The organism is Arthrobacter sp. 49Tsu3.1M3 (genome assembly GCF_900168135.1).
Taxonomy (GTDB): Bacteria; Actinomycetota; Actinomycetes; order Actinomycetales; family Micrococcaceae; genus Arthrobacter.
On the sequence record NZ_FUZD01000014.1, the window covers coordinates 1 to 19,672 of the forward strand.

Below are 19,672 nucleotides of genomic sequence, written 5' to 3' on the forward strand. Positions count from 1 at the left end.
CGGAGCTGGGTGAGAGTCCGGGGCTCGTCCGGGCCCTGCAGGGCGCGGGCGGCGGCGGTGGCCCGTTCCCAGATCCCGGCGGCGGTGTCGGCCGGGAAATAGGCCGAGAGCCAGGCCATGCCGTCCCGGTCCGGGGTGTACTCGATCCGCCGGTCCGCGGCGGACGTGGCGTGGCGTTCCTCGATGCCGGCCCGGTGGTGGCGTTCACGCCAGGTACGTGCCTTGACCCGGAACCGGGACGCCACGAGCTCCCCGGCCGGGCAGCCGCGGGCCGGGTTCGGCGCGTCGGGGTCCAGGAAGTGCGCCTCGAGCCCGGCCGTACCGGCCCGGTCCAGGCCGGCGGTTTCCTGCACGAGGATCCGGGCGTGGGCCCAGGAGACCGTGCCGGCCTGCAGCGCGGCCAGGGTCAGCGGCAGCTCCGACATCAGCGCCCGGGAGTCGGCGAGGAGGGCCGCGGCGGCGCGTTCGCTGACGGTCAGGACACAGCCGACCTCGGCGACCAGGGCCATCTCCTGTACGGCACGGTCCCGCGGGGACGGTGCCGGTGGGGCCAAGGCCCTGGTTGCCTGGACGTAGTCGGCGGCCAGCCGGACCTTCAGCGCCGCGGTCCGGGCCTCCAGCCGGGCGACCTCGGCGAGTCCGTCCAGGCAACCGTCCGCCAACCGCCGCAACGGATCGCCGTCCGGCAAAGAATCGACGACCGGCGGATCGGATCGGTCAGTGCCGGCGCCAGCCAGGTCTGTGGCGCTAGTAGGATCGCCGGCTCTCAGCAGGTCCGCAGCAGGCGCATTGGATCGGTCAGCGCCGGCGCCACCCAACGCAGCAAGCACGGCAACAGACGCGACGACGGCTTCCACGGCCGCCACGCTCTCCGCACTCAACATCTCCGCACTGAACGCTGTCCTGCCCTCCACACTCTGATCATCTCAGGAGCCACCGACAGAAATAGCGACATGGGCTGTCCTCGTGGGTGGGCATTGACCGAGGGACACTCCCGCGAACCCGGAGCGACCAGAACGGCGGGAGCCGGAACCCTTAGCAGCCGGTCAAGTGCCGCTTGGGCCTGTCCTGACGGTAGAGATAGCGGCAGGCTTCGCGGAAGCCGGCGCGGGCATACAGCTCACGGCCACCGGCGTTGGAGGCCATGACCAGCAGCCAGTATCCCGCGAGGCCGCAGGCCCCGCCCTCGTCCAGCAACGCCCGGACCACCCGGCCGCCATAGCCCCGGCGGCGTGCATCCGGACGCGTTGCCACGCAGTACAGCCCGCCCAACGCGGGCCCGGACGGGCCGGCGTTGGGCAAGGCGAGGCGTGCGACGGCGGCCGGCGCGCCGCCGTCGTCCCGCACGAGGGCGTACAGCGAGGGGCACCCTTCGAGAATGCGGCGGGCCACGGCGAGCTCGTCCGCTCCCCCGCGGCCGTCGACGCTCCACCACAGCTCCAGCCATTCCGCCGACGGCCCGGCCGAAATTTCCACGGCAGGTTCGGGGCCGCCGGAGTCCGCGCGGGACTCCGGCCCGGACTCCGCGCCGGGAACATGGACCAGCACCAGGGTTTCGGACTGCCGGGTGAACCCTTCGGCGTCGAGCACCGCGTTGAGCGCTGCGTGGCGTGGGTCGTCAAAAATTTGGAAGATGAGCGGAAGCCGCCGGCTGCGGTACCAAAGCCGGGCTTCGCGGACTGCGGCGAACTGAAGGTGCGGATCCTCGCCGGGATCCCTCGGCCAGACCGAGTTCGCCCGCTGGGTCACCCCGGACGCCGCCCGCAGCACCCACCCTCCGGATTCCACGCGCTCCGCGGCAGGCCACGCTGAATCCACCAGCGTCTCCAGCGTCTCCAGCCCCGGGAGGGACTCAGGAATCATTCCGGGGTGCGGGTGCAGGTTCATCGAGTTACTCCGTCGGGGACGAATTCGGGCAATTTTCGGGTAACTAATGACAGACGGCAGGGGCTCCCCGGTTGCCCGGGGAGCCCCTGCCGTCTGAAGCTCACAGGCTAGTCCTTGCCGTCCTCAGGCTTCTTGGGCTGCGGCTTGAAGTCGACGCCGGCTTCCTTGCGCTGCTGCGCCGTGATGGGAGCGGGAGCCTGGGTCAGCGGGTCGAACCCGCCGCCGGACTTCGGGAACGCGATGACGTCGCGGATGGACTCCACGCCGGCCAGCAGGGCAACCACGCGGTCCCAGCCGAACGCGATGCCGCCGTGCGGAGGGGCACCGAACTTGAAGCCCTCCAGCAGGAAGCCAAACTTGGTCTGGGCGTCTTCCTTGTCCAGGCCCATGAGCTCGAAGACGCGTTCCTGGACGTCGCGCTCGTGGATACGGATCGAGCCGCCGCCAATTTCGTTGCCGTTGCAGACGATGTCGTAGGCGTAGGACAGCGCCGACTCGGGATCGGCGTCGAAGGAGTCCATGAACTCGGGCTTGGGCGAGGTGAACGCGTGGTGGACGGCGGTCCACTTGCCGGCGCCGACGGCGACGTCGCCGGAGGCGACCGCCGCGGCGGCCGGCTCGAACATCGGCGCGTCCACGACCCAGCAGAAGGCCCAGTCCGTGGGGTTGATGAGCCCGGTGCGGTGGCCGATCTCGACGCGGGCAGCGCCGAGGAGCGCGCGGGACGGGGTCTTCTCGCCGGCTGCGAAGAAGATGCAGTCACCGGGCTTGGCGCCGACGGCGTCGGCGAGGCCCGCACGCTCGGTCTCGGTGAGGTTCTTGGCGACGGGACCGGCGAGCTCGCCGTCCTCCTTGTACAGGACGTACGCCAGGCCCTTGGCGCCGCGCTGCTTGGCCCACTCCTGCCAGGCGTCGAGGGCCCGGCGGGCCTGGGAGGCGCCGCCGGGCATGACGACGGCGCCGACGTAGGGCGCCTTGAAGACACCGAAGTTGGTGTCCTTGAAGAATTCGGTCAGCTCGGTGAGCTCCTGGCCGAAGCGCAGGTCCGGCTTGTCCGAGCCGTAGCGGGCCATGGCGTCGTGGTAGGTGATGCGCTGGATCGGTGTCGGGATCTCGACGTCGATCAGCTTCCACAGGGCCTTGACGATGTTCTCGCCCAGACGGATGATGTCGTCCTGTTCCACGAAGCTGGCTTCGATGTCCAGCTGGGTGAATTCCGGCTGACGGTCCGCACGGAAATCTTCATCGCGGTAGCAACGGGCGATCTGGTAGTACTTTTCGAAGCCGCCCACCTGAAGGAGCTGCTTGAACAGCTGCGGGGACTGCGGCAGCGCGTACCAGGAACCGGGCGCCAGGCGGGCGGGAACCACAAAGTCGCGGGCGCCTTCCGGCGTCGAACGGGTCAGCGTGGGGGTTTCGATCTCCACGTAGCCGTCCTGGTGGAGCAGCTCGCGGGCCACCCGGTTAGCTTCCGAACGCAGGCGCAGGTTACGGGCGGGGCCGGGGCGGCGCAGGTCCAGGTAGCGGTGCTTCAGGCGTGCTTCCTCGCCCACCTCAACGTGTTCGTCGATCTGGAACGGCAGCGGATCCGAGGTGTTGAGGATCGTGACCTTCTCGGCCATGACCTCGATCTCGCCGGTGGGAAGCGCCGGGTTCTCGTTGCCCTCGGGGCGCTGGGAGACGGTGCCGACGATCTGCAGCACATACTCGTTGCGCAGTCCGTGGAAGACCTCTTCTTCGCGGACCACAACCTGGGCGACGCCGGACGCGTCGCGCAGGTCGACGAATGCGACACCACCGTGGTCACGACGCCGGCCGACCCAGCCGGCGAGGGTTACGGTTTGTCCAATGTGCTCGGAGCGAAGTGATCCGAGGTCATGTGTGCGCAGCACAGCACGCCTTTCTGAAGAAGACAGAGGGAAAATCAAAAGCGGTATCAAAACAATGACGTTCTAATAGGATCGCTACGGGAACGATCCCGTTCGAGTTTACCCGTTGGAAAGGCCCCTTTTGCCATGGCAACCCGGCACAACGGAACGCAGCCCGGTGACCAGCCTTCGGGTGAGCCCCGCGATCAGCCCGGCGGCCGCCCCGGCCCGCGGCGGCCACAGCAGCGGCTGCAGCGCCGCCTCGGCGTGTTCGATTCCACGGCAATCGGCCTGGGTTCGATGCTGGGCGCCGGCGTGTTCGTCGTGTTCTCCCCCGCCGCAGCCCTGGCCGGGCCGCTGCTGACACTCGCCGTGGCCGTGGCCGGCGTCATCGCCTACTGCAATGCCGTCGCGTCGGCGCAGCTGGCGGCACGGTTCCCCGACAGCGGGGGCACTTATGTGTACGGGCGCCGGCAGCTCGGCCAGTGGCCGGGCTTCATTGCGGGCTGGGGTTTCATTACGGGCAAGACGGCGTCCTGCGCGGCGATGGCGCTGACGTTCGGGCACTACGTGGCGCCGGCCTATGCCACGCCGCTGGCGGTCGCCGGCGTCGTCGTTCTCACGGGAGTTAATCTGCTCGGCATCACGCGGACCGCACTGCTGACCAGGATCCTGCTGGCCGTCGTGTTGGCCACGCTCGTCTTCGTCGCCGTGGCCGCCGTGCTGGGTCCGCACCCGGCGGGCGCCCCCGCGGTGTCGGCGGCGCCGGCCTATCCCGCGCCGCCCTCCGGCGGCTGGGGCGTCCTTCCCGCGGCGGGGCTGATGTTCTTCGCCTTCGCGGGCTATGCGCGGATCGCGACTCTCGGCGAGGAGGTCAAGGACCCCGCCCGTACCATCCCGCGGGCCATCCTGGCCGCACTGGCCGGGGCCTTCGTGATCTACCTTGGCCTGGCGGCCCTGCTGCAATGGCACCTGCCGCCGCAGCAGCTGGCGGGTTCGACGGCGCCGCTGCTGGACGCGGTGGGGGTCTCCCGCCTCGGCGCCGGCGTCCCGTTCGTCCAGGCCGGAGCGGCGGCGGCCTGCCTTGGCGCGCTGCTGGCCCTGATCACCGGGGTCGGCAGGACCACGTTGGCGATGGCGCGGGAACGGGACCTGCCCGCCCCGCTGGCCAGGGTGGGCCGCGCCCGCAGCGTCCCCTTCACGGCGGAACTGGCCGTCGCGGCCGCCGTCGTGGTCCTGCTGCTGAGCACCGACGTGATGACCGTGGTCGGATTTTCCAGCTTCGGTGTGCTGGTCTATTACGCGGTGACGAACGCCGCGGCTTTCACGCTGGCCGGCCGCCCCTGGCATGCGCCGCGCTGGCTCAATGTGCTGGGCTTCCTCGGCTGCCTGGTCCTGGCCGTCACCCTGCCGCCGGCCTCCGTGCTGTTCATGGCGGCGGTGCTGGCGGCAGGGGTGGCCGGGAGGTTCCTCGTCCTGCTGGTGCGCAGGACGCGGGACATTGAGGGGCCTGCCCGGAAGACCTAGCTCGCGGCGATGACTCGCACGTGCAGGTCCTCCTCGGCGGGCGTCCACGAGTCCGGGTCGGCGTCGTACTGCTCGCCCGTGCGGATGTCTTTGACCTGGTGCTTGCCGTCGTCGTCGGTGAACCAGACAAACGGAATGCCGCGACGGTCGGCGAACTTGATCTGCTTGCCGAACTTCTCGGCCTTCGCGGCGACCTCTGTGGCGATGCCCCGGCTGCGCAGCTGCGCGGCGACATCCTGCGCCGCGGCCCAGCTGTCGTCGTTGTTGAGCGTCACCAGCACGGCGGTCGGCACGGAGCGCGTGGCCTTGGCCAGGTCCTGGCTCAGGATCCGCGACACCAGTCGGGTCACGCCGATCGAGAGGCCGACGCCGGGGAACTTGCGGTTGCCCTTGCTCGCCAGGGCGTCGTAGCGGCCGCCGGAGCAGATCGAGCCCAGCTGCTCGTGCCCCACCAGGACGGTTTCCACCACGGTGCCGGTGTAGTAATCGAGGCCGCGGGCGATGCTGAGATCGGCGACGACCCGTCCCGGCGCGTGCTGGACGGCGGCCGCAATGACCTGCTCCAGCTCGTTCAGGCCTTCCTCCAACAGCTCGTTGGTGACGCCGAGCGCCCGGACCTGCTCCACAAAGGACGTGTCCGTGGTGCGGATGCCTGCGAGCTTCAGGGCAGCCTGCGCCTGATCGTCGGTGGCGCCGAGTTCCTCTTTGAGCAACTCGGCCACCTTCGCCGGCCCGACCTTCTCGAGTTTGTCGATGCTGCGCAGGACGCCTGCGGTGTCCGTGAGGCCGATCCCGGTGTAGAAGCCCTCGGCCAGCTTGCGGTTGTTGATCCGCAGCAGGAAGTCGGGGATGGGCAGCGCGTTGAGCGCCTCGGCGATCACCAGCGCGATTTCGACGTCGTACCGGAACGGCAGTTCGCCGTCGCCGACGACGTCGATGTCCGCCTGGGTGAACTCGCGGGCCCGTCCCTCCTGGGGACGTTCGCCGCGCCAGACCTTCTGGATCTGGTAACGGCGGAACGGGAACGCCAGGTAGCCGGCGTTTTCCACGACGTACCGGGCGAAGGGCACGGTGAGGTCGAAGTGCAGGGCAAGGGCGTGCGGGTCAACCTTGGCAGCGGTGTCCGCGTCCTCGTCCTGGAGCCGGCTCAGGCCGTAGACCTCTTTATCGATTTCCCCCTTGCGCAGCAGCTGGCCCACCGTCTCTACAGCGCGGGTCTCGATCGAGGAGAAGCCATGGAGTTCGAAGGTCCGGCGCAGCGTGTCCAGCACATGGAGTTCCACCAGCCGCTCCTCGGGAAGCCACTCGGGGAATCCTGACAGGGAGGCTGTGCGTGCCATGGTGAAATTTTCTCCTCTGGTTACCACTGCGGTATCTCGTTGCTACTGCAGTATCTTCGGGCGCGGGCGTCAGGCGGCATTCTCTCTGTCGAAACGTAACGAAGATAAGCGGCAGACCGGCCAGTCGTGCATAAACTGTGTGCGGCAGTCAGTTTATGCGTTCGGCGCCCGCTTCTTCCAACGGAGCCGGCCCCGGCGGGACTGCCGGCAGCTTGCTGCTGCTGCCGCGACGGCGCCTACGGCCACGTCATGGTGGCGGCCATACAACCAGGAGGACCTTTGGCGGCCAGTTCACGCAGCGCACGCGAGGCGAAGCGGCGCGTCCAGCAGATGGAGGCAAGGCGCGGCCTGCGCCGGGACCAGGACAAGCGCCGCAAGCGCGACAACGTCTTCGCCATCAGCGCCGGCACGGCAGCCATTGGCCTGGCTTTGGTGCTGCAGCTGACCGCCTTCGCCTCAAACCCGACCGAAGAGGAATTCGCGGCCGCGCAGGAGGGACTGAACAGCCCTTCGGCATCCGCCACCCCCACGGCGGCCCCGACGAACGGCGCGAACATCCCCAAGCCGGAGACCGCCGCGGGCAAGACGTTCACGGGCGAGCTCAAGCTGAACCGCGGCACGCTCGGCGTCGAACTCGACGGCACGAAGGCCCCCCAGGCCGCCGCGGTCTTCAAATCCCTTGCCGACCAAAAGTTCTACGACGGCGTCAGCTGCCACCGGCTGACCACGGCCGAGAACTTCGGCGTGCTCCAGTGCGGTTCCAAGGCCGGCGACGGCAGCAGCGACCCGGCCTACACCTGGGGCCCGCTGGAAAACACCCCGCAGGACAACAAGTACCCGGCCGGAACGATCGCAGTGGCCCGGACCGGCGGGAATGCCAACGGCAACGGCACCCAGTTCTTCATTGTGTACAAGGACACCGTCATTCCAGCGGATGCGGCCGGGGGCTATACGGTGGTGGGCAAGGTGACCTCGGGACTCGACGTGGTGGGCGGCATTGCCGCCGCCGGACTGAAGCCCGGCGACAACGCCACCGACGGCGCACCTGCGGAACCAGTCACGATAGACTCGTTCTCACTGAAGTAACCAGCCGCGGCCCTTAAGGCCCTGGTCCCGGTATTTCCCTCCAAGCGAAAGACTTCTAGCGGTGACAGACAGTCAGAAATCCGACGAAACATTGGCAACAGCAGCTGCCAACGAAACCGAAACCGAGGCAACCCCCGCCGAGAGTGCAGGCGCTGCCGTAGACGCCGCCGGCGAGACTGCGGCACCCGAGGCCCCGGCCGCGGCAGGCGAGGAAGCCGCCGAGGCATCCGAGCCCACTGAACCCGCCGTTCCGGCAGAACCTGCCGAGACGCCCGAGGCAGCGGAACCTGCCGAGGCACCCGAAACGGCTGAGCCTGTTGACGAAGCCGCTGCCGCTCCGGTTCCGGCCCCGGGTCACGCGCCGGCCGCGCGTCCCGCACCGAGCCCGGCGGCATTTGCCGGCCGGCCGAAGGCCAAGCCATCTGCGGCCGCTCCGGCTCCCGCGCCGGTGGCCGTGTCCTCCGCAGCTTCACTGGCCGAGGCGGCCCGCTGGGGCCGTGTTGAAGGTGACGGCCACGTCTTCCTGACCGTTGACGGCACGGAATATCCCGTCGGCCAGTACCCGGGCGTCAGCGAGGACGAGGCCCTGGGCTACTTCGCCCGGAAGTTCGAGGACGTCGTGGCCCAGATCGTCCTGCTTGAGCAGCGCGTCAGCTCCAAGGCGCCCACCACGGACATGCAGAAGACCGTCACGCACCTGCGCGAGCAGCTCGCCGAGCGGAACATGGTGGGCGACATCCGCTCCGCCGAGGCCCGGCTGGACGCTCTGGTGACGCAGATCGGCGAGCTGGAAAAGGCTGAGAAGGCCGAGCACGACGCCGTCCGCGCCGCTGAGCTTGCCGCCCGCGAGGCCATTGTGGCCGAGGCCGAGGAAATTGCCGGCCACGATCCCGCGCAGATCCAGTGGAAGACGTCCAGCGCGCGGATGAACGAACTCTTCGAGAGCTGGAAGACCGCACAGAAGAGCGGCGTCCGGCTCGGCCGCAGCAATGAGGACGCACTGTGGAAGCGGTTCCGCGCCGCCCGCACGGTGTTTGACCGGCACCGCCGCGCGTACTTCTCCCAGCTGGACAGCAACAATTCTGCGGCCAAGGCCGCTAAGGAGAAGCTGATCACCGAGGCCGAGGCCCTTTCCTCCTCGACAGACTGGGGTTTTGCCGCCGGCGAGTACCGCCGCCTGATGGATGAGTGGAAAGCCTCACCCCGCGCCAGCCGCAAGGACGACGACGCGCTGTGGGCCCGCTTCCGCGCCGCCCAGGACGTCTTCTTCACCAACCGCCAGGCAGCCAACGACGAAATTGACCAGGAATACGGTGCGAACCTGGTGGTCAAGGAAGCGCTCCTGGTGGAAGCCAACGAGCTCCTGCCGATCAAGGATCTCGCGGCAGCCAAGAAGGCGCTGCAGTCCATCCGTGACCGCTGGGAAGAAGCCGGCAAGGTTCCGCGCGCCGACATGGGCCGCGTCGAGGCCGGTCTGCGGAAGGTGGAGGACGCTGTCCGCCACGCCGAGGACGAAAACTGGAAGCGCTCCAACCCGGAGACGAAGGCGCGCACCAACAGCGCCCTCACCCAGCTTGAGGCCGCCATTGCCGGCCTCAAGGATGATCTGGCCAAGGCGGAGAAGGCCGGCGACGAGCGCAAGATCAAGGCCGCCCGGGAAGCCCTCGAGGCACGCCAGGCCTGGCTGGAGCAGCTCGAGCGCTCAGCGAGCGAACTCTCCTAGGCACCCGGCACCCAGCACGAAGTACACAGCAGGAAGTACACCAGCACGTCAGTCCAGGCCCCGTTTCGGTTATCCACATGACCGGTACGGGGCCTGTTCTATGTCCAGGGAACGGGGAACGATGGCGGAATGGTAGTCATGCCCCGCGCTCCCACCACTCGGCCGGTTCCGGGAACTCCAAGTCCAGGTCCGGGGCCAGGAGCTCCGGGTCCGGAGAATCCACGTCCAGGTCCGGGACACTGCGAGCTCTACTCCCCCGGAGCGCTGTTCTCCTGGCCGGAGCTGCAGGCCATGGCCGCGGACGGCGTGCTGACGCAGCTGTATCAACGCGGCTACCTCCCACCCGGGGCCCATGCCAGTCCGCAGCTTCGCGCGCGCGCCGCGTCCCTGGCGGTGGCGCCGGCGATCCGGCAGCGGGTCGTGGCGGGCCGGATGACCGCGGCATGGATTTATGGGTGTGCCACGGAGCCGGACCGTCTGGCGCTCTTGGTTGACGCCAACCGGCGGATTTCCAGTCTGCGGTCCGTACGCGGCTGCACCTTCCACGAAGTTCGCCTGGGGCCGTTCGACGTCGTGAGCATGGGAGGCCTGTTGGTGTCCAGTCCGCTTCGCACGGCCGTGGACGTGGCGATGCACGTGGACGCGGAACGTGCCGTGCCGGCCCTCAGGGCGCTGTTGGCTCGTCCCGAGCTGGGCGTCCGCCTGCGGCTGCTCAGGCTTGCCGTGGAGGCGAGTCCGCGCGTTCCGCATAAACGGGCGGCCCTCGCCAAGCTCGCCGCCCTCGCGGCAGAGCCGGCGGCGCCGGATTGATCCCGTGCAGTACGCGGTGGACCGCGGCGCGAACTGCCGGGTCAGCTGCGGCGGCGGTTTCCGGTGGTGCGGTACACGTCGAAGACGCCGTCGATCCTGCGGACCGCGCTGAGCACGTGGCTGAGGTACTTCGGGTCGCCCATCTCGAAGGCGAACTTGGAGATTGCCACCCGGTCCGTGGACGTATGCACGCTCGCCGCCAGGATGTTGACGTGGTTTTCCGAGAGCACGCGGGTGACGTCGGAGAGCAGCGATTTGCGGTCCAGCGCCTCGACCTGGATTTCCACCAGGAACACGCTGGACTGTGTGGGGGCCCAGTCCACCTCCACGATCCTGTCCGGCTGGTCCATCAGGCCGCTGACGTTGGTGCAGTCGGTCCGGTGCACGGAGACCCCGGAGCCGCGCGTGACGAAGCCCAGGATCGGATCCGGCGGGACCGGCGTGCAGCACCGGGCGAGCTTGACCCAGACGTCATCCACGCCGCGGACAACGACGCCGGAATCGGAGAAGCGGGCCTTGCTGACCTGGGTGGGGATGGAGACCTCGGTGAGGGCATCATCCGGGTGCTCGTTCCCGCCCAGGCTCTCCACCAGGCGTTCCATCACGGACTGGGCGGAGGTGTGGCCGTCGCCTACGCCGGCGTAGAGCCCGGAGATGTCAGCGTATTTGAAGTCCTCGGCGATCGCCGCGAGGGCGTCGTGGGTCATGAGCCGCTGCAGGGGGAGGTTTTGCTTCCGCATCGCCTTGGTCAACAGGTCCTTGCCGCGGTCGATCGCTTCCTCGCGGCGTTCCTTGCTGAACCACTGCCTGATCTTGTTCCGGGCCCTGGCACTCTTGACGAAGTGCTGCCAGTCCTGGCTGGGGCCGGCGCCTTCGGCTTTCGAGGTGAAGATCTCGACCCAGTCGCCGTGGTTCAGTTCGCTGTTGAGCGGAACGAGCTTGCCGTTGACGCGTGCGCCGATAGTCCGGTGGCCCACCTCGGTGTGCACGGCGTACGCGAAGTCGACGGGCGTGGACCCGGCGGGGAGGGCCATGACCTCGCCCTTGGGGGTGAAGACGAACACTTCCCGGGCGTTGATTTCAAAGCGCAGGGAGTCGAGGAATTCGCCGGGGTCCGACGTTTCCTGCTGCCAGTCCACGAGGGAACGCAGCCAGCCCATGTCGCCGTCGCGCGGGCTGCCGGGCCCGGCCGCCGTCCGGTTCGGCTGGTCCTTGTACTTCCAGTGCGCGGCGACGCCATACTCGGCCCGGCGGTGCATCTCGTGGGTGCGGATCTGGATTTCCACCGGCTTGCCGCCGGGACCGATCACCGTGGTGTGCAGCGACTGGTACATGTTGAACTTCGGCATCGCGATGTAGTCCTTGAACCGCCCGGGCAGGGGGTTCCAGCGCGAATGCATCGCACCCAGGGCCGCGTAGCAGTCCCGGACAGAATCGACCAGGACGCGCACGCCCATGAGGTCGTTGATGTCGTCGAAGTCTTTGTCGCGGACGATCATCTTCTGGTAGATCGAGTAGTAGTGCTTGGGCCGCCCGGTGATCGTGGCCTTGATCTTCGCGGCCCTGAGGTCCTCGGTGATCTGGTTGCGGATAACCGCCAGGTTCTTTTCGCGTTCCGGGGTCCGGTCCCCCACCATGCGCACGATTTCCTCGTACACCTTGGGATAGAGGGCAGCGAAGGACAGGTCCTCCAGCTCCCATTTGATGGTGTTCATGCCAAGCCGGTGGGCCAGCGGCGCGAAGATTTCCAGCGTTTCCCGGGCCTTGCGGGCCGAGGACTCAGCCGAGACAAAACGCCACGTGCGGGCATTGTGGAGCCGGTCGGCGAGTTTGATCATCAGGACGCGGATGTCCTTGGCCATCGCGACGACCATCTTGCGCACGGTCTCGGACTGGGCCGCCTCACCGAAACTGACCTTGTCCAGCTTCGTGACGCCGTCCACCAGCATGGCCACTTCCGGACCGAACTCGGTCTTGAGGTCGGCGAGGGTGTAGGACGTGTCTTCGACGGTGTCGTGCAGCAGGGCCGCGGCCAGCGTGGTGCCACTGAGGCCGAGTTCGGCCAGGATGGTGGCCACTGCGACGGGGTGGGTGATGTACGGGTCACCGCTCTTGCGCTTCTGGCCCCGGTGGCAGCGCTCGGCGACCACGAAAGCGCGCTGGATGAGGTCGAAATCCTCTTTGGGGTTGTTGGCGCGCACAGTGCGCAGCAACGGCTCCAGGATCGGCGAGTACGCCGGAGCGCCACGGCCCGTCAGCCGGGCAAGGCGGGACCTCGTGCGCTCGCGCCGGCCGGGAAAAGTGGGCCGGGCACCGGAGTTGTCCACCGGCACGGGAACATCGGGGCGTCCGGGAACCACCAGGCCAGTCTGTGAACCCTGGCCTTGGCCCTTGTCCGCAGGTGCCTCCGGCACCGGCGTCGAACGTTCTTCCAATGGAGCACCTCTCGCGACCGGTTAATTATTCAAGTGTATTCCCGCAGCAGGATACTTCGATAACCGGCGGGGATACGGCGACGGGCCGGAGGCCGTCGAAAACGACGGTCTCCGGCCCGTTTGTGGCCACTTGGGACGGTTCAGGCCTTGGCGGGCGATGCCGGCGACTCGGCCTTGGCTGCCGCGTCAACACGCCTCTGTTCCACCCGTTTGGCCTGCTTGACCAGGTCGGGTTCGCCCTGCCGCAGCGCGGCGTACAGCGGAGCCGCGATGAAGATGGTGGCGGCAGTACCCACCAGGATGCCCACGAACAGCGCCAGGGACAGGTCCCGCAGGGTTCCGGCACCGAGCAGCCCGGCCCCGATGAAGAGGATCGCGCCGACCGGCAGGATGGCCACCACCATGGTGTTGATGGACCGGACCAGGGTCTGGTTGATGGCGAGGTTGACCTCTTCGGCGAAGGTCCGCCGGGTGGAGGCCTGCATGTCCGAGGTATTCTCCCGGATCTTGTCGAACACCACCACGGTGTCGTACAGCGAGTAGCTGAGCACCGTGAGGAAGCCGATGATGGCCGACGGCGTCACTTCGAAGTCGCTGAGGCCGTAAACGCCGGCGGTCATGAACAGCGTGACGGCCATGCCGACGAGTGCGGAGAGCGACATCTTCCAGGTCCGGAAGTAGAGCGCCATCAGGACGGCGGCCAGGCCCACAAAGATCGCCAGGCCCATCAGCGCCTGCTTCGTGACGTCCGCACCCCAGGTGGGGCCGACGAAGGTTGACGTGACTTCGTTATCGGTCACGCCGTAGGCCTTGGTGAGGCCTTCCTTGATCTGCAGCGTCTCGTCGTCGGAGAGCTTGTCCGTCTGGATCCGCATGGTGGTGCCGGCCACGTTCGCCACGCGCGGCACGGACCCCGCAACGACGTCCTTGACAGCCTTTTCACCGAGGGAGGCCTCGGTGGTCTTGACGTTGGACACCGTGAACTCGGAGCCGCCACGGAACTCGATGCCGAGGTTGAACCCACCCTTGGCGACCGGGATCAGGATGGAGAGCGCGACGGCGATTCCGGCGATCAGGAACCACAGCTTCCTGTAGCCGACGAAGTCGTACGAGCGCTTGCCCGTGTAAAGCTCATTGCCGAACGTTGAGAAGTTGACCATTTACTTGCCCTCCTTGGACGCGCTCTTGGAGGTACCGGCGAGCTGTGCCTGTTGTGCCTGATCCTGCTTTTCGGCGAGACGGCGTTCTGCAATGGTCATCCGGCGTTCTGCCTCGGCGGCGGCGCCGGTGTTCTTCGCCCGCACGACTGCCACGGGCTTGTCCTCCGGGGTGCGCATCCGGCCGGCACCGCGGTACAGCGGAACGGCGCCGAGGCGCTTCGGGTCCAGGCCCGAGAACCGGTGGCCTTCGCCGAAGAACTTCGTGCGGGCCAGCAGCTGCAGGGTGGGGTGGGTGAACATGAAGACGACGATGAGGTCGGCGATCGCGGTGAGGCCGAGGGTGAACGCGAAGCCGCGGACGTTGCCCACTGCCACGAAGAACAGCACGACGGCGGCGAGCAGGTTCACGGCCTTGGACGCGAGGATGGTGCGCTTGGCCCGCTTCCAGCCGTTTTCGACGGCAGAGACCAGGCCGCGGCCTTCGCGGAGCTCATCGCGGATGCGTTCGAAGTAGACGATGAACGAGTCGGCCGTCTGGCCGATGGCGACGATCAGGCCGGCGACGCCGGCGAGCGAAAGCCGGTAGTTCTCGGTCCAGCCGAGGATGGCGATGGCCAGGAACGTCAGCACACCGGCGATCACGAGGGAGGCCACGGTCACGAAGCCAAGGGCCCGGTACTGGAACAGCGAGTAGATCACCACGAGCAGCAGGCCGATCAGGCCGGCGAGCATACCCATGCGGAGCTGCTCCCCGCCCAGGGTCGCCGAGATCTGCTGTTCGCTCTGGATTTCGAAGCTGATTGGCAGGGCACCGAAACGGAGCTGGTCGGAGAGGGCCTTGGCCGATTCCTCGGTGAATCCGCCGGTGATCTGCGGCCGGCCGTCGGTGATGACGGCGAGGGAGCGCGGGGCGGAGATGACCTGGTCGTCCAGGACGATTGCGAACTGGGATTTCGGATCCGAGCCGGTCTGGCCGCCGCCGGCGGCGTAGAACTGGTACAGGCGCTCGGTGATTTCCTTGAACTTGGTGGTGCCCGCGTCATCGAACTGGATGTTGACGGCCCATTCATTGGTCACGGCACCCTGGGCGCCGCGCTGCAGCTGGAACGAGGAGGACTTGATGTTCGAGCCCTTCACCTCCACCGGACCGAGGATGTACTTGATGGCCGGCGACTTGGCCGATGCCGGCTCGCAGGTCACCAGGGGCTTGGTCGGGTCGGAGCGCTGCTGCTTGTCCTGGGAGGGGTTGTCGCAGTCGAGGGCCTCGAACTGCTTGTAGACCTCGGGGGTAACCCAGTTCTCGTCGCTGCTGTTGGCGGGTGCGGCTGTCGGCTTCGGCAGCTGGGCGTCCGGGGTCCTGGAGGCGGCGGGGACGGCTGCGCCCGGGCCGGTCTGGATCACCGGGCGGAAGTTCATGTCGGCGGAAGCCTGGATCAGCGCACGGGTTTCCTTGGCAGGGGTTCCCGGGAGGCTGACGACAACGTTGCGGCCGGACTGCGTGCTGATTTCCGCTTCCGCGACGCCCGAGCCGTCCACGCGCTGACGAATGATCGCCACGGCCTGGTTGAGCTGGTCTTCGGTGATACCCGAACCGCCCTCAACCTTGGGCGCCAGAATCATCTGGGTGCCACCTTCAAGGTCCAGTGCGAGCTTTGGAGCCCAACCCGCCTGGCCGGCCATCGTGCCGCCCGCCAGGACAGCCGTCATGGCGGCGATGATTACGCCAAGCCAGACCAGCATCCTGATGGCTGAGTTTTTGGGGCCAGTTCGTGCCATTGTCGATCTTTCTATTATTTACGGCGGATCCGCCGGCGCGGGCTCTGGGCCCCGCCGACGGATGCCCGCAACCGTTGCTTCGCGGGATAGCTCAGGTAGGCAGACTAGCTGTCTTTTTTGCCTTCGTCGTTGAGGCGGCGCAGGGTTTCCTCGGCCGTTTCGGTGCGCGGCGCGTCGTGGACGGGGGCGCTGGCGTCGGTCCCCTCAGCACCCAGCTTCTCGGTGGTCAGCGAGGACGCGTCGTCGGGAACTACCGTGGGCTCCTCGGCGGCGACAACCGGCTCCACAATCTTGGTGACGGCCTGACGGTGCACGGTGGCAGTGTTCCCCGGGGAGAGCTCCAGCGTGACCTTGTTCTCGGCCTCATCGATGTTGACGATCCGGCCGAACAACCCGAAGCTGGTCATGACCTCGACACCGGGCTCGAACTTGGACTGCAGCTGGGCCTGCTGCTGCTGGGTCTTCTTGTTGCGGCGGAACATCATGAAGACGAAGAGTCCGAGCATGACGAACAGGAGAATCGTCATGATGTCGATGCCGCCGCCGGCCTGCGGCTGGGTCTGGGCAGAAATAAGTCCGAACACAGGGATTGTTCCGTTCTGTACTTGCATAGCTGTTTTTCAGCAACGTCCGTTTGCTCCGGGCGGCGCGGGCAGGGGTCTGCGCAACAAACTGGCAGCGAGACCGTCCCCCAGACCGCCGGCGGCTACCTGCTCTCCGCCCACGGAAACAAAACCCGGACGTGCCGAGCGTCATACCAGTCTAAAGGGAAAAGCTGAAAGAACGGTGCTAACGGCTGTTTCGGATCCACTGAGGATCGGTTTCTTCGCCCAGATCCCCGCCGGACGCGCCCATCGGGCTCTCGCCCAGCTCGTCGGCCTGGAACAGTTCCAGCGGGTCCTGGCCGAAGGCGCCGGCGGGAATGGCGAAGCCCAGGTGCGTCCATGCCGGCGCCAGGGCAATCCGGCCGCGCGGTGTCCGGCCCAGGAGACCTTCCCGCACCAGATAGGGCTCGGCAACCGTTTCGACGGTCTCCGTTTCCTCGCCGACGGCAATCGCGAGGGTGGACAGGCCTACCGGCCCGCCGCCGAACTTGGTGATGAGGGCCTCGAGGACGGCACGGTCCAGCCGGTCCAGCCCTCGCTTGTCCACCTCGTACATGTCCAAGGCCGCAGAGGCCGCCCGCGCGTCGATTTGCTCGATGCCGTGCACGAGTGCCCAGTCCCGGACGCGGCGCAGGAGCCGGTTGGCGATGCGCGGCGTGCCCCGGGACCGGCCGGCGATCTCGCTGAATCCGGCGGAGTTGACCTTCAGGTCCAGCAGGCCGGCGGAGCGGCGCAGGACCAGTTCCAGCTCCTCGACGGAGTAAAACTCGAGGTGGCCGGTGAAGCCGAACCGGTCCCGCAGCGGGCCGGGAAGGAGGCCGGCCCGCGTGGTGGCGCCCACGAGGGTGAAGGGCGGCAGCTCGAGCGGAATGGCCGTGGCTCCGGCGCCCTTGCCGACGACGATATCGACGCGGAAATCCTCCATCGCCATGTACAGCATTTCCTCGGCCGGCCGGGACATGCGGTGGATCTCATCCAGGAACAGGACCTCGCCCTCCGAGAGGGAGGACAAAATGGCGGCGAGGTCGCCAGCGTGCTGGATGGCCGGGCCGCTGCTGATCCGCAGCGGGACGTTCATTTCTGCGGCGATGATCATGGACAGCGTGGTCTTGCCCAGGCCGGGAGGGCCCGAGAGCAGCACGTGGTCCGCGCTGCGCCCGCGCATGCGCGAGGCTTCCAGCACGAGGGAGAGCTGCTTTCGGACGCGGTGCTGGCCCACGAAGTCGTGCAGGTTTTTGGGCCGCAGGGCGGCTTCGATGACCCGCTCCTCCGGTTCCTCTCCCCCGGCGACGATCGACGGCTCAGCCACGCGCGCCTACCCGGTTCCCGGCGCGGGCGCCGTCCTGGCCCAGCCAGCGCAGCGTCGCGCGGAGGATCTCCGCCACATTCCCGTTCGCGGCCAGGTCCGGGGAATCGGCCAGGGACTTGTCGATGCTCGCCGTGGCATCCTTCTCGGACCAGCCCAGGCTGGTCATCGCGGCCACCACCTGCGGCTTCCAGACGGATTCAGCGGACACGGCCGCGACGGGCGCGCCGGCGGTGCCGTGCGGTACAAGCTTGCCGGCGAGTTCGAGCACGATCCGGCCGGCCACCTTCGGCCCGATGCCGGGGACCTTCGTGAAGGCCTTGCCGTCGCCGGAGTGGGCAGCCACCCGGATGGCTTCGGGCTCGTGGACGGCCAGCACGGCCAGGGCGAGGCGGGGACCGACGCCGCTGACGCTGAGGAGCACGTCAAAGACTTCGCGCTCATCATCGCTGGCGAAGCCGAACAGGGTCAGCGAGTCTTCCCGCACGATCAGGGACGTGAACAGCTTTCCCTCCTCACCCACCCGGAGGCCGCTGAGGGTTTGCGGTGTGGCGTTGACGCTCATGCCGGCGCCGTTGAGGTCGATCACGGCGGAGGACAGGCCAACATGCGCAACGGTTCCGCGAAGAAAACTGATCAAGGCCGGGCTCCTGGTCTAACTGGCATCTACAACTGGGTGATGAGGGAACGTACAGCCGGGCGCGCCGGCTATCCGAACATATCTACGAATACCCTACCAAGCCCCGCGGCGTCACAGCCGGACATTCAGCGCGCACGGCGCGCTTTTGCCTCCGCGTCCGCCCACGCCCGCTGCGCCGGAGTGAGGGACTGGCTGCCCGGCCCCGTCGTCGCGACGGCGGCGCCGCTGCCTGCCCGCCAGGCGTGGGTGATCGCCAACGCGAGGGCGTCGGCGGCGTCGGCCGGGCGCGGGGGCGCGTCCAGCCGGAGAATCTTGGTGACCAGCTTGGTGACCGCATCCTTGTTCGAGGTCCCGCTTCCCGTCACGGCGGCCTTGACCTCGGACGGGGTGTGCAGCGCCACCGGGATGCCGCGGCGCGCGGCGGCCGCAATGACCACCCCGGAGGCCTGCGCCACCCCCATGACCGTGCTGACGTTGAGCTGGGAAAAGACCCGCTCCACGGCGAGGACCTGAGGTTCGTAGCGGTCCAGCCACTCATCGATGGACGTGGCGATGACCAGCAGCCGCTGGTCCAGGCTCTCCTCGGGAGAGGTGCCAACAACACCGAAGGCCACCAAGGTGGCCCGCCGGTTCCGCTCGACGTCGACTACGCCGATCCCGCAACGGGTGAGGCCCGGGTCAACCCCCAACACGCGCAGCGTCACGGTTGGGCCGTCAAGACCGGGCCCCAAGATCACGTTTGGGTGAGCGCGTCACTCGGCTTCCAGTGCGGCCTGCACTTCGTCGCTGAGGTCGGCATTGCTGTAGACGTTCTGGACGTCGTCGAGCTCTTCCAGGGCGTCCACCAGCTTCATGAACTTCTTGGCGGCGTCCAGGTCCAGCGGCACCTGCATGGACGGTACAAACTCGGCCTCGTCGGTGTCGTACTCGATGCCGGCTTCCTTGAGGGCATCGCGGATGGCCTGGAGGTCGGTCGGCTCGGAGTGGATCTCGAAGCTGTCGCCGTTGTCCTTGACTTCCTCGGCCCCGGCGTCCAGCACTGCCATCAGTACGTCGTCCTCGGTCAGGCCGTTCTTCGGCAGCGACACGACACCCTTGCGGCTGAAGAGGTAGCTGACAGAGCCGGGATCGGCGATCGTGCCGCCGTTGCGGGAGATGGCGAGCCGGACCTCGGAGGCGGCACGGTTCTTGTTGTCCGTGAGGCACTCGATCAGCAGCGCGGAACCCTGCGGGCCGCGGCACTCGTACATGATTTCGGTGTAGTCGACGACCTCGCCGGTGAGCCCGGCGCCGCGCTTGATGGCGCGGTCGATATTGTCTGCGGGCACCGACGTCTTCTTGGCCTTGGTGACGGCCAGTTCCAGGCTCGGGTTGCCGGACAGGTCAGGGCCGCCCATGCGCGCGGCGACTTCGATGTTCTTGATCAGCTTGGCGAACGACTTGGCCCGGCGGCTGTCAAGGATGGCCTTCTTATGCTTGGTCGTCGCCCATTTGGAGTGGCCTGACATG

Annotated in this window: 15 protein-coding genes and 1 pseudogene; 4 read left to right on the forward strand and 12 right to left on the reverse strand. The window is 67.8% G+C overall.

The features are described 5' to 3' along the window. The 3 genes and pseudogenes from B5X90_RS14375 to aspS form a co-directional block, all read right to left on the reverse strand. Window positions 1–884 (reverse strand): annotated as a pseudogene (locus B5X90_RS14375) (DUF222 domain-containing protein); the annotation flags it as partial. Window positions 885–1,035: 151 nt separating this feature from the next. Continuing rightward, entirely contained in the window at window positions 1,036–1,887 is an 852-nt protein-coding gene (locus B5X90_RS14380) for a GNAT family N-acetyltransferase (RefSeq protein WP_256860247.1), read from the reverse strand. A gap of 107 nt (window positions 1,888–1,994) precedes the next feature. Then, window positions 1,995–3,779: an aspartate--tRNA ligase gene (gene aspS / locus B5X90_RS14385; protein WP_079554184.1), complete on the reverse strand. Its 1,785-nt coding sequence runs from the start codon at window positions 3,777–3,779 to the stop codon at window positions 1,995–1,997. A gap of 123 nt (window positions 3,780–3,902) precedes the next feature. On the opposite strand from aspS, the gene B5X90_RS14390 reads away from it, so the two are divergent. Continuing rightward, window positions 3,903–5,282, forward strand: coding sequence for an APC family permease (locus B5X90_RS14390; protein WP_256860248.1), 1,380 nt, complete (start codon window positions 3,903–3,905; stop codon window positions 5,280–5,282). Here the strand turns inward: B5X90_RS14390 and hisS are convergent. Continuing rightward, window positions 5,279–6,622, reverse strand: a complete 1,344-nt coding sequence (gene hisS, locus B5X90_RS14395) for a histidine--tRNA ligase (protein WP_079554186.1) — start codon at window positions 6,620–6,622, stop codon at window positions 5,279–5,281. The two genes, B5X90_RS14390 and hisS, sit on opposite strands and share 4 nt — an antisense overlap. Before the next feature lie 279 nt (window positions 6,623–6,901). Between hisS and B5X90_RS14400 the strand changes: the two genes are divergently transcribed. From B5X90_RS14400 to B5X90_RS14410, 3 genes are all read left to right on the forward strand, one after another. Continuing rightward, the gene (locus B5X90_RS14400; RefSeq protein ID WP_079554188.1) at window positions 6,902–7,708 is read left to right on the forward strand and encodes a peptidylprolyl isomerase; all 807 of its coding nucleotides are present in this window, start codon (window positions 6,902–6,904) and stop codon (window positions 7,706–7,708) included. A 61-nt stretch (window positions 7,709–7,769) separates the two neighbouring features. Continuing rightward, entirely contained in the window at window positions 7,770–9,431 is a 1,662-nt protein-coding gene (locus B5X90_RS14405; protein ID WP_079554190.1) for a DUF349 domain-containing protein, read from the forward strand. A gap of 291 nt (window positions 9,432–9,722) precedes the next feature. Then, window positions 9,723–10,241 carry a type IV toxin-antitoxin system AbiEi family antitoxin gene (locus B5X90_RS14410; RefSeq protein WP_256860249.1) on the forward strand — a complete coding sequence of 173 codons (519 nt, stop codon included), beginning with the start codon at window positions 9,723–9,725 and terminating at the stop codon, window positions 10,239–10,241. 41 nt (window positions 10,242–10,282) lie between these two features. On the opposite strand, the gene B5X90_RS14415 is transcribed toward B5X90_RS14410, so the two are convergent. From B5X90_RS14415 to B5X90_RS14450, 8 genes are all read right to left on the reverse strand, one after another. After that, window positions 10,283–12,601, reverse strand: coding sequence for a RelA/SpoT family protein (locus B5X90_RS14415; protein ID WP_372702891.1), 2,319 nt, complete (start codon window positions 12,599–12,601; stop codon window positions 10,283–10,285). Between the two features lie 215 nt (window positions 12,602–12,816). Next, a complete protein-coding gene (gene secF / locus B5X90_RS14420; RefSeq protein WP_079554196.1) occupies window positions 12,817–13,836 on the reverse strand; it encodes a protein translocase subunit SecF in 1,020 nt (339 codons plus the stop codon). Then, window positions 13,837–15,612: a protein translocase subunit SecD gene (gene secD, locus B5X90_RS14425; protein ID WP_079554198.1), complete on the reverse strand. Its 1,776-nt coding sequence runs from the start codon at window positions 15,610–15,612 to the stop codon at window positions 13,837–13,839. Window positions 15,613–15,716: 104 nt separating this feature from the next. Beyond that, window positions 15,717–16,139 carry a preprotein translocase subunit YajC gene (yajC, locus tag B5X90_RS14430; RefSeq protein WP_079554346.1) on the reverse strand — a complete coding sequence of 141 codons (423 nt, stop codon included), beginning with the start codon at window positions 16,137–16,139 and terminating at the stop codon, window positions 15,717–15,719. A gap of 262 nt (window positions 16,140–16,401) precedes the next feature. After that, on the reverse strand, window positions 16,402–17,526 hold the full coding sequence (ruvB, locus tag B5X90_RS14435; protein ID WP_079554200.1) for a Holliday junction branch migration DNA helicase RuvB: 1,125 nt from the start codon (window positions 17,524–17,526) through the stop codon (window positions 16,402–16,404). After that, window positions 17,519–18,163, reverse strand: a complete 645-nt coding sequence (ruvA, locus tag B5X90_RS14440; RefSeq protein WP_018773177.1) for a Holliday junction branch migration protein RuvA — start codon at window positions 18,161–18,163, stop codon at window positions 17,519–17,521. Before ruvA ends, ruvB begins: the two co-directional genes overlap by 8 nt. 125 nt (window positions 18,164–18,288) lie before the next feature. Continuing rightward, window positions 18,289–18,867 carry a crossover junction endodeoxyribonuclease RuvC gene (gene ruvC, locus B5X90_RS14445; RefSeq protein WP_079554348.1) on the reverse strand — a complete coding sequence of 193 codons (579 nt, stop codon included), beginning with the start codon at window positions 18,865–18,867 and terminating at the stop codon, window positions 18,289–18,291. A 48-nt stretch (window positions 18,868–18,915) separates the two neighbouring features. Continuing rightward, on the reverse strand, window positions 18,916–19,671 hold the full coding sequence (locus B5X90_RS14450) for a YebC/PmpR family DNA-binding transcriptional regulator (RefSeq protein WP_079554202.1): 756 nt from the start codon (window positions 19,669–19,671) through the stop codon (window positions 18,916–18,918). Window position 19,672: the final 1 nt, after the last annotated feature.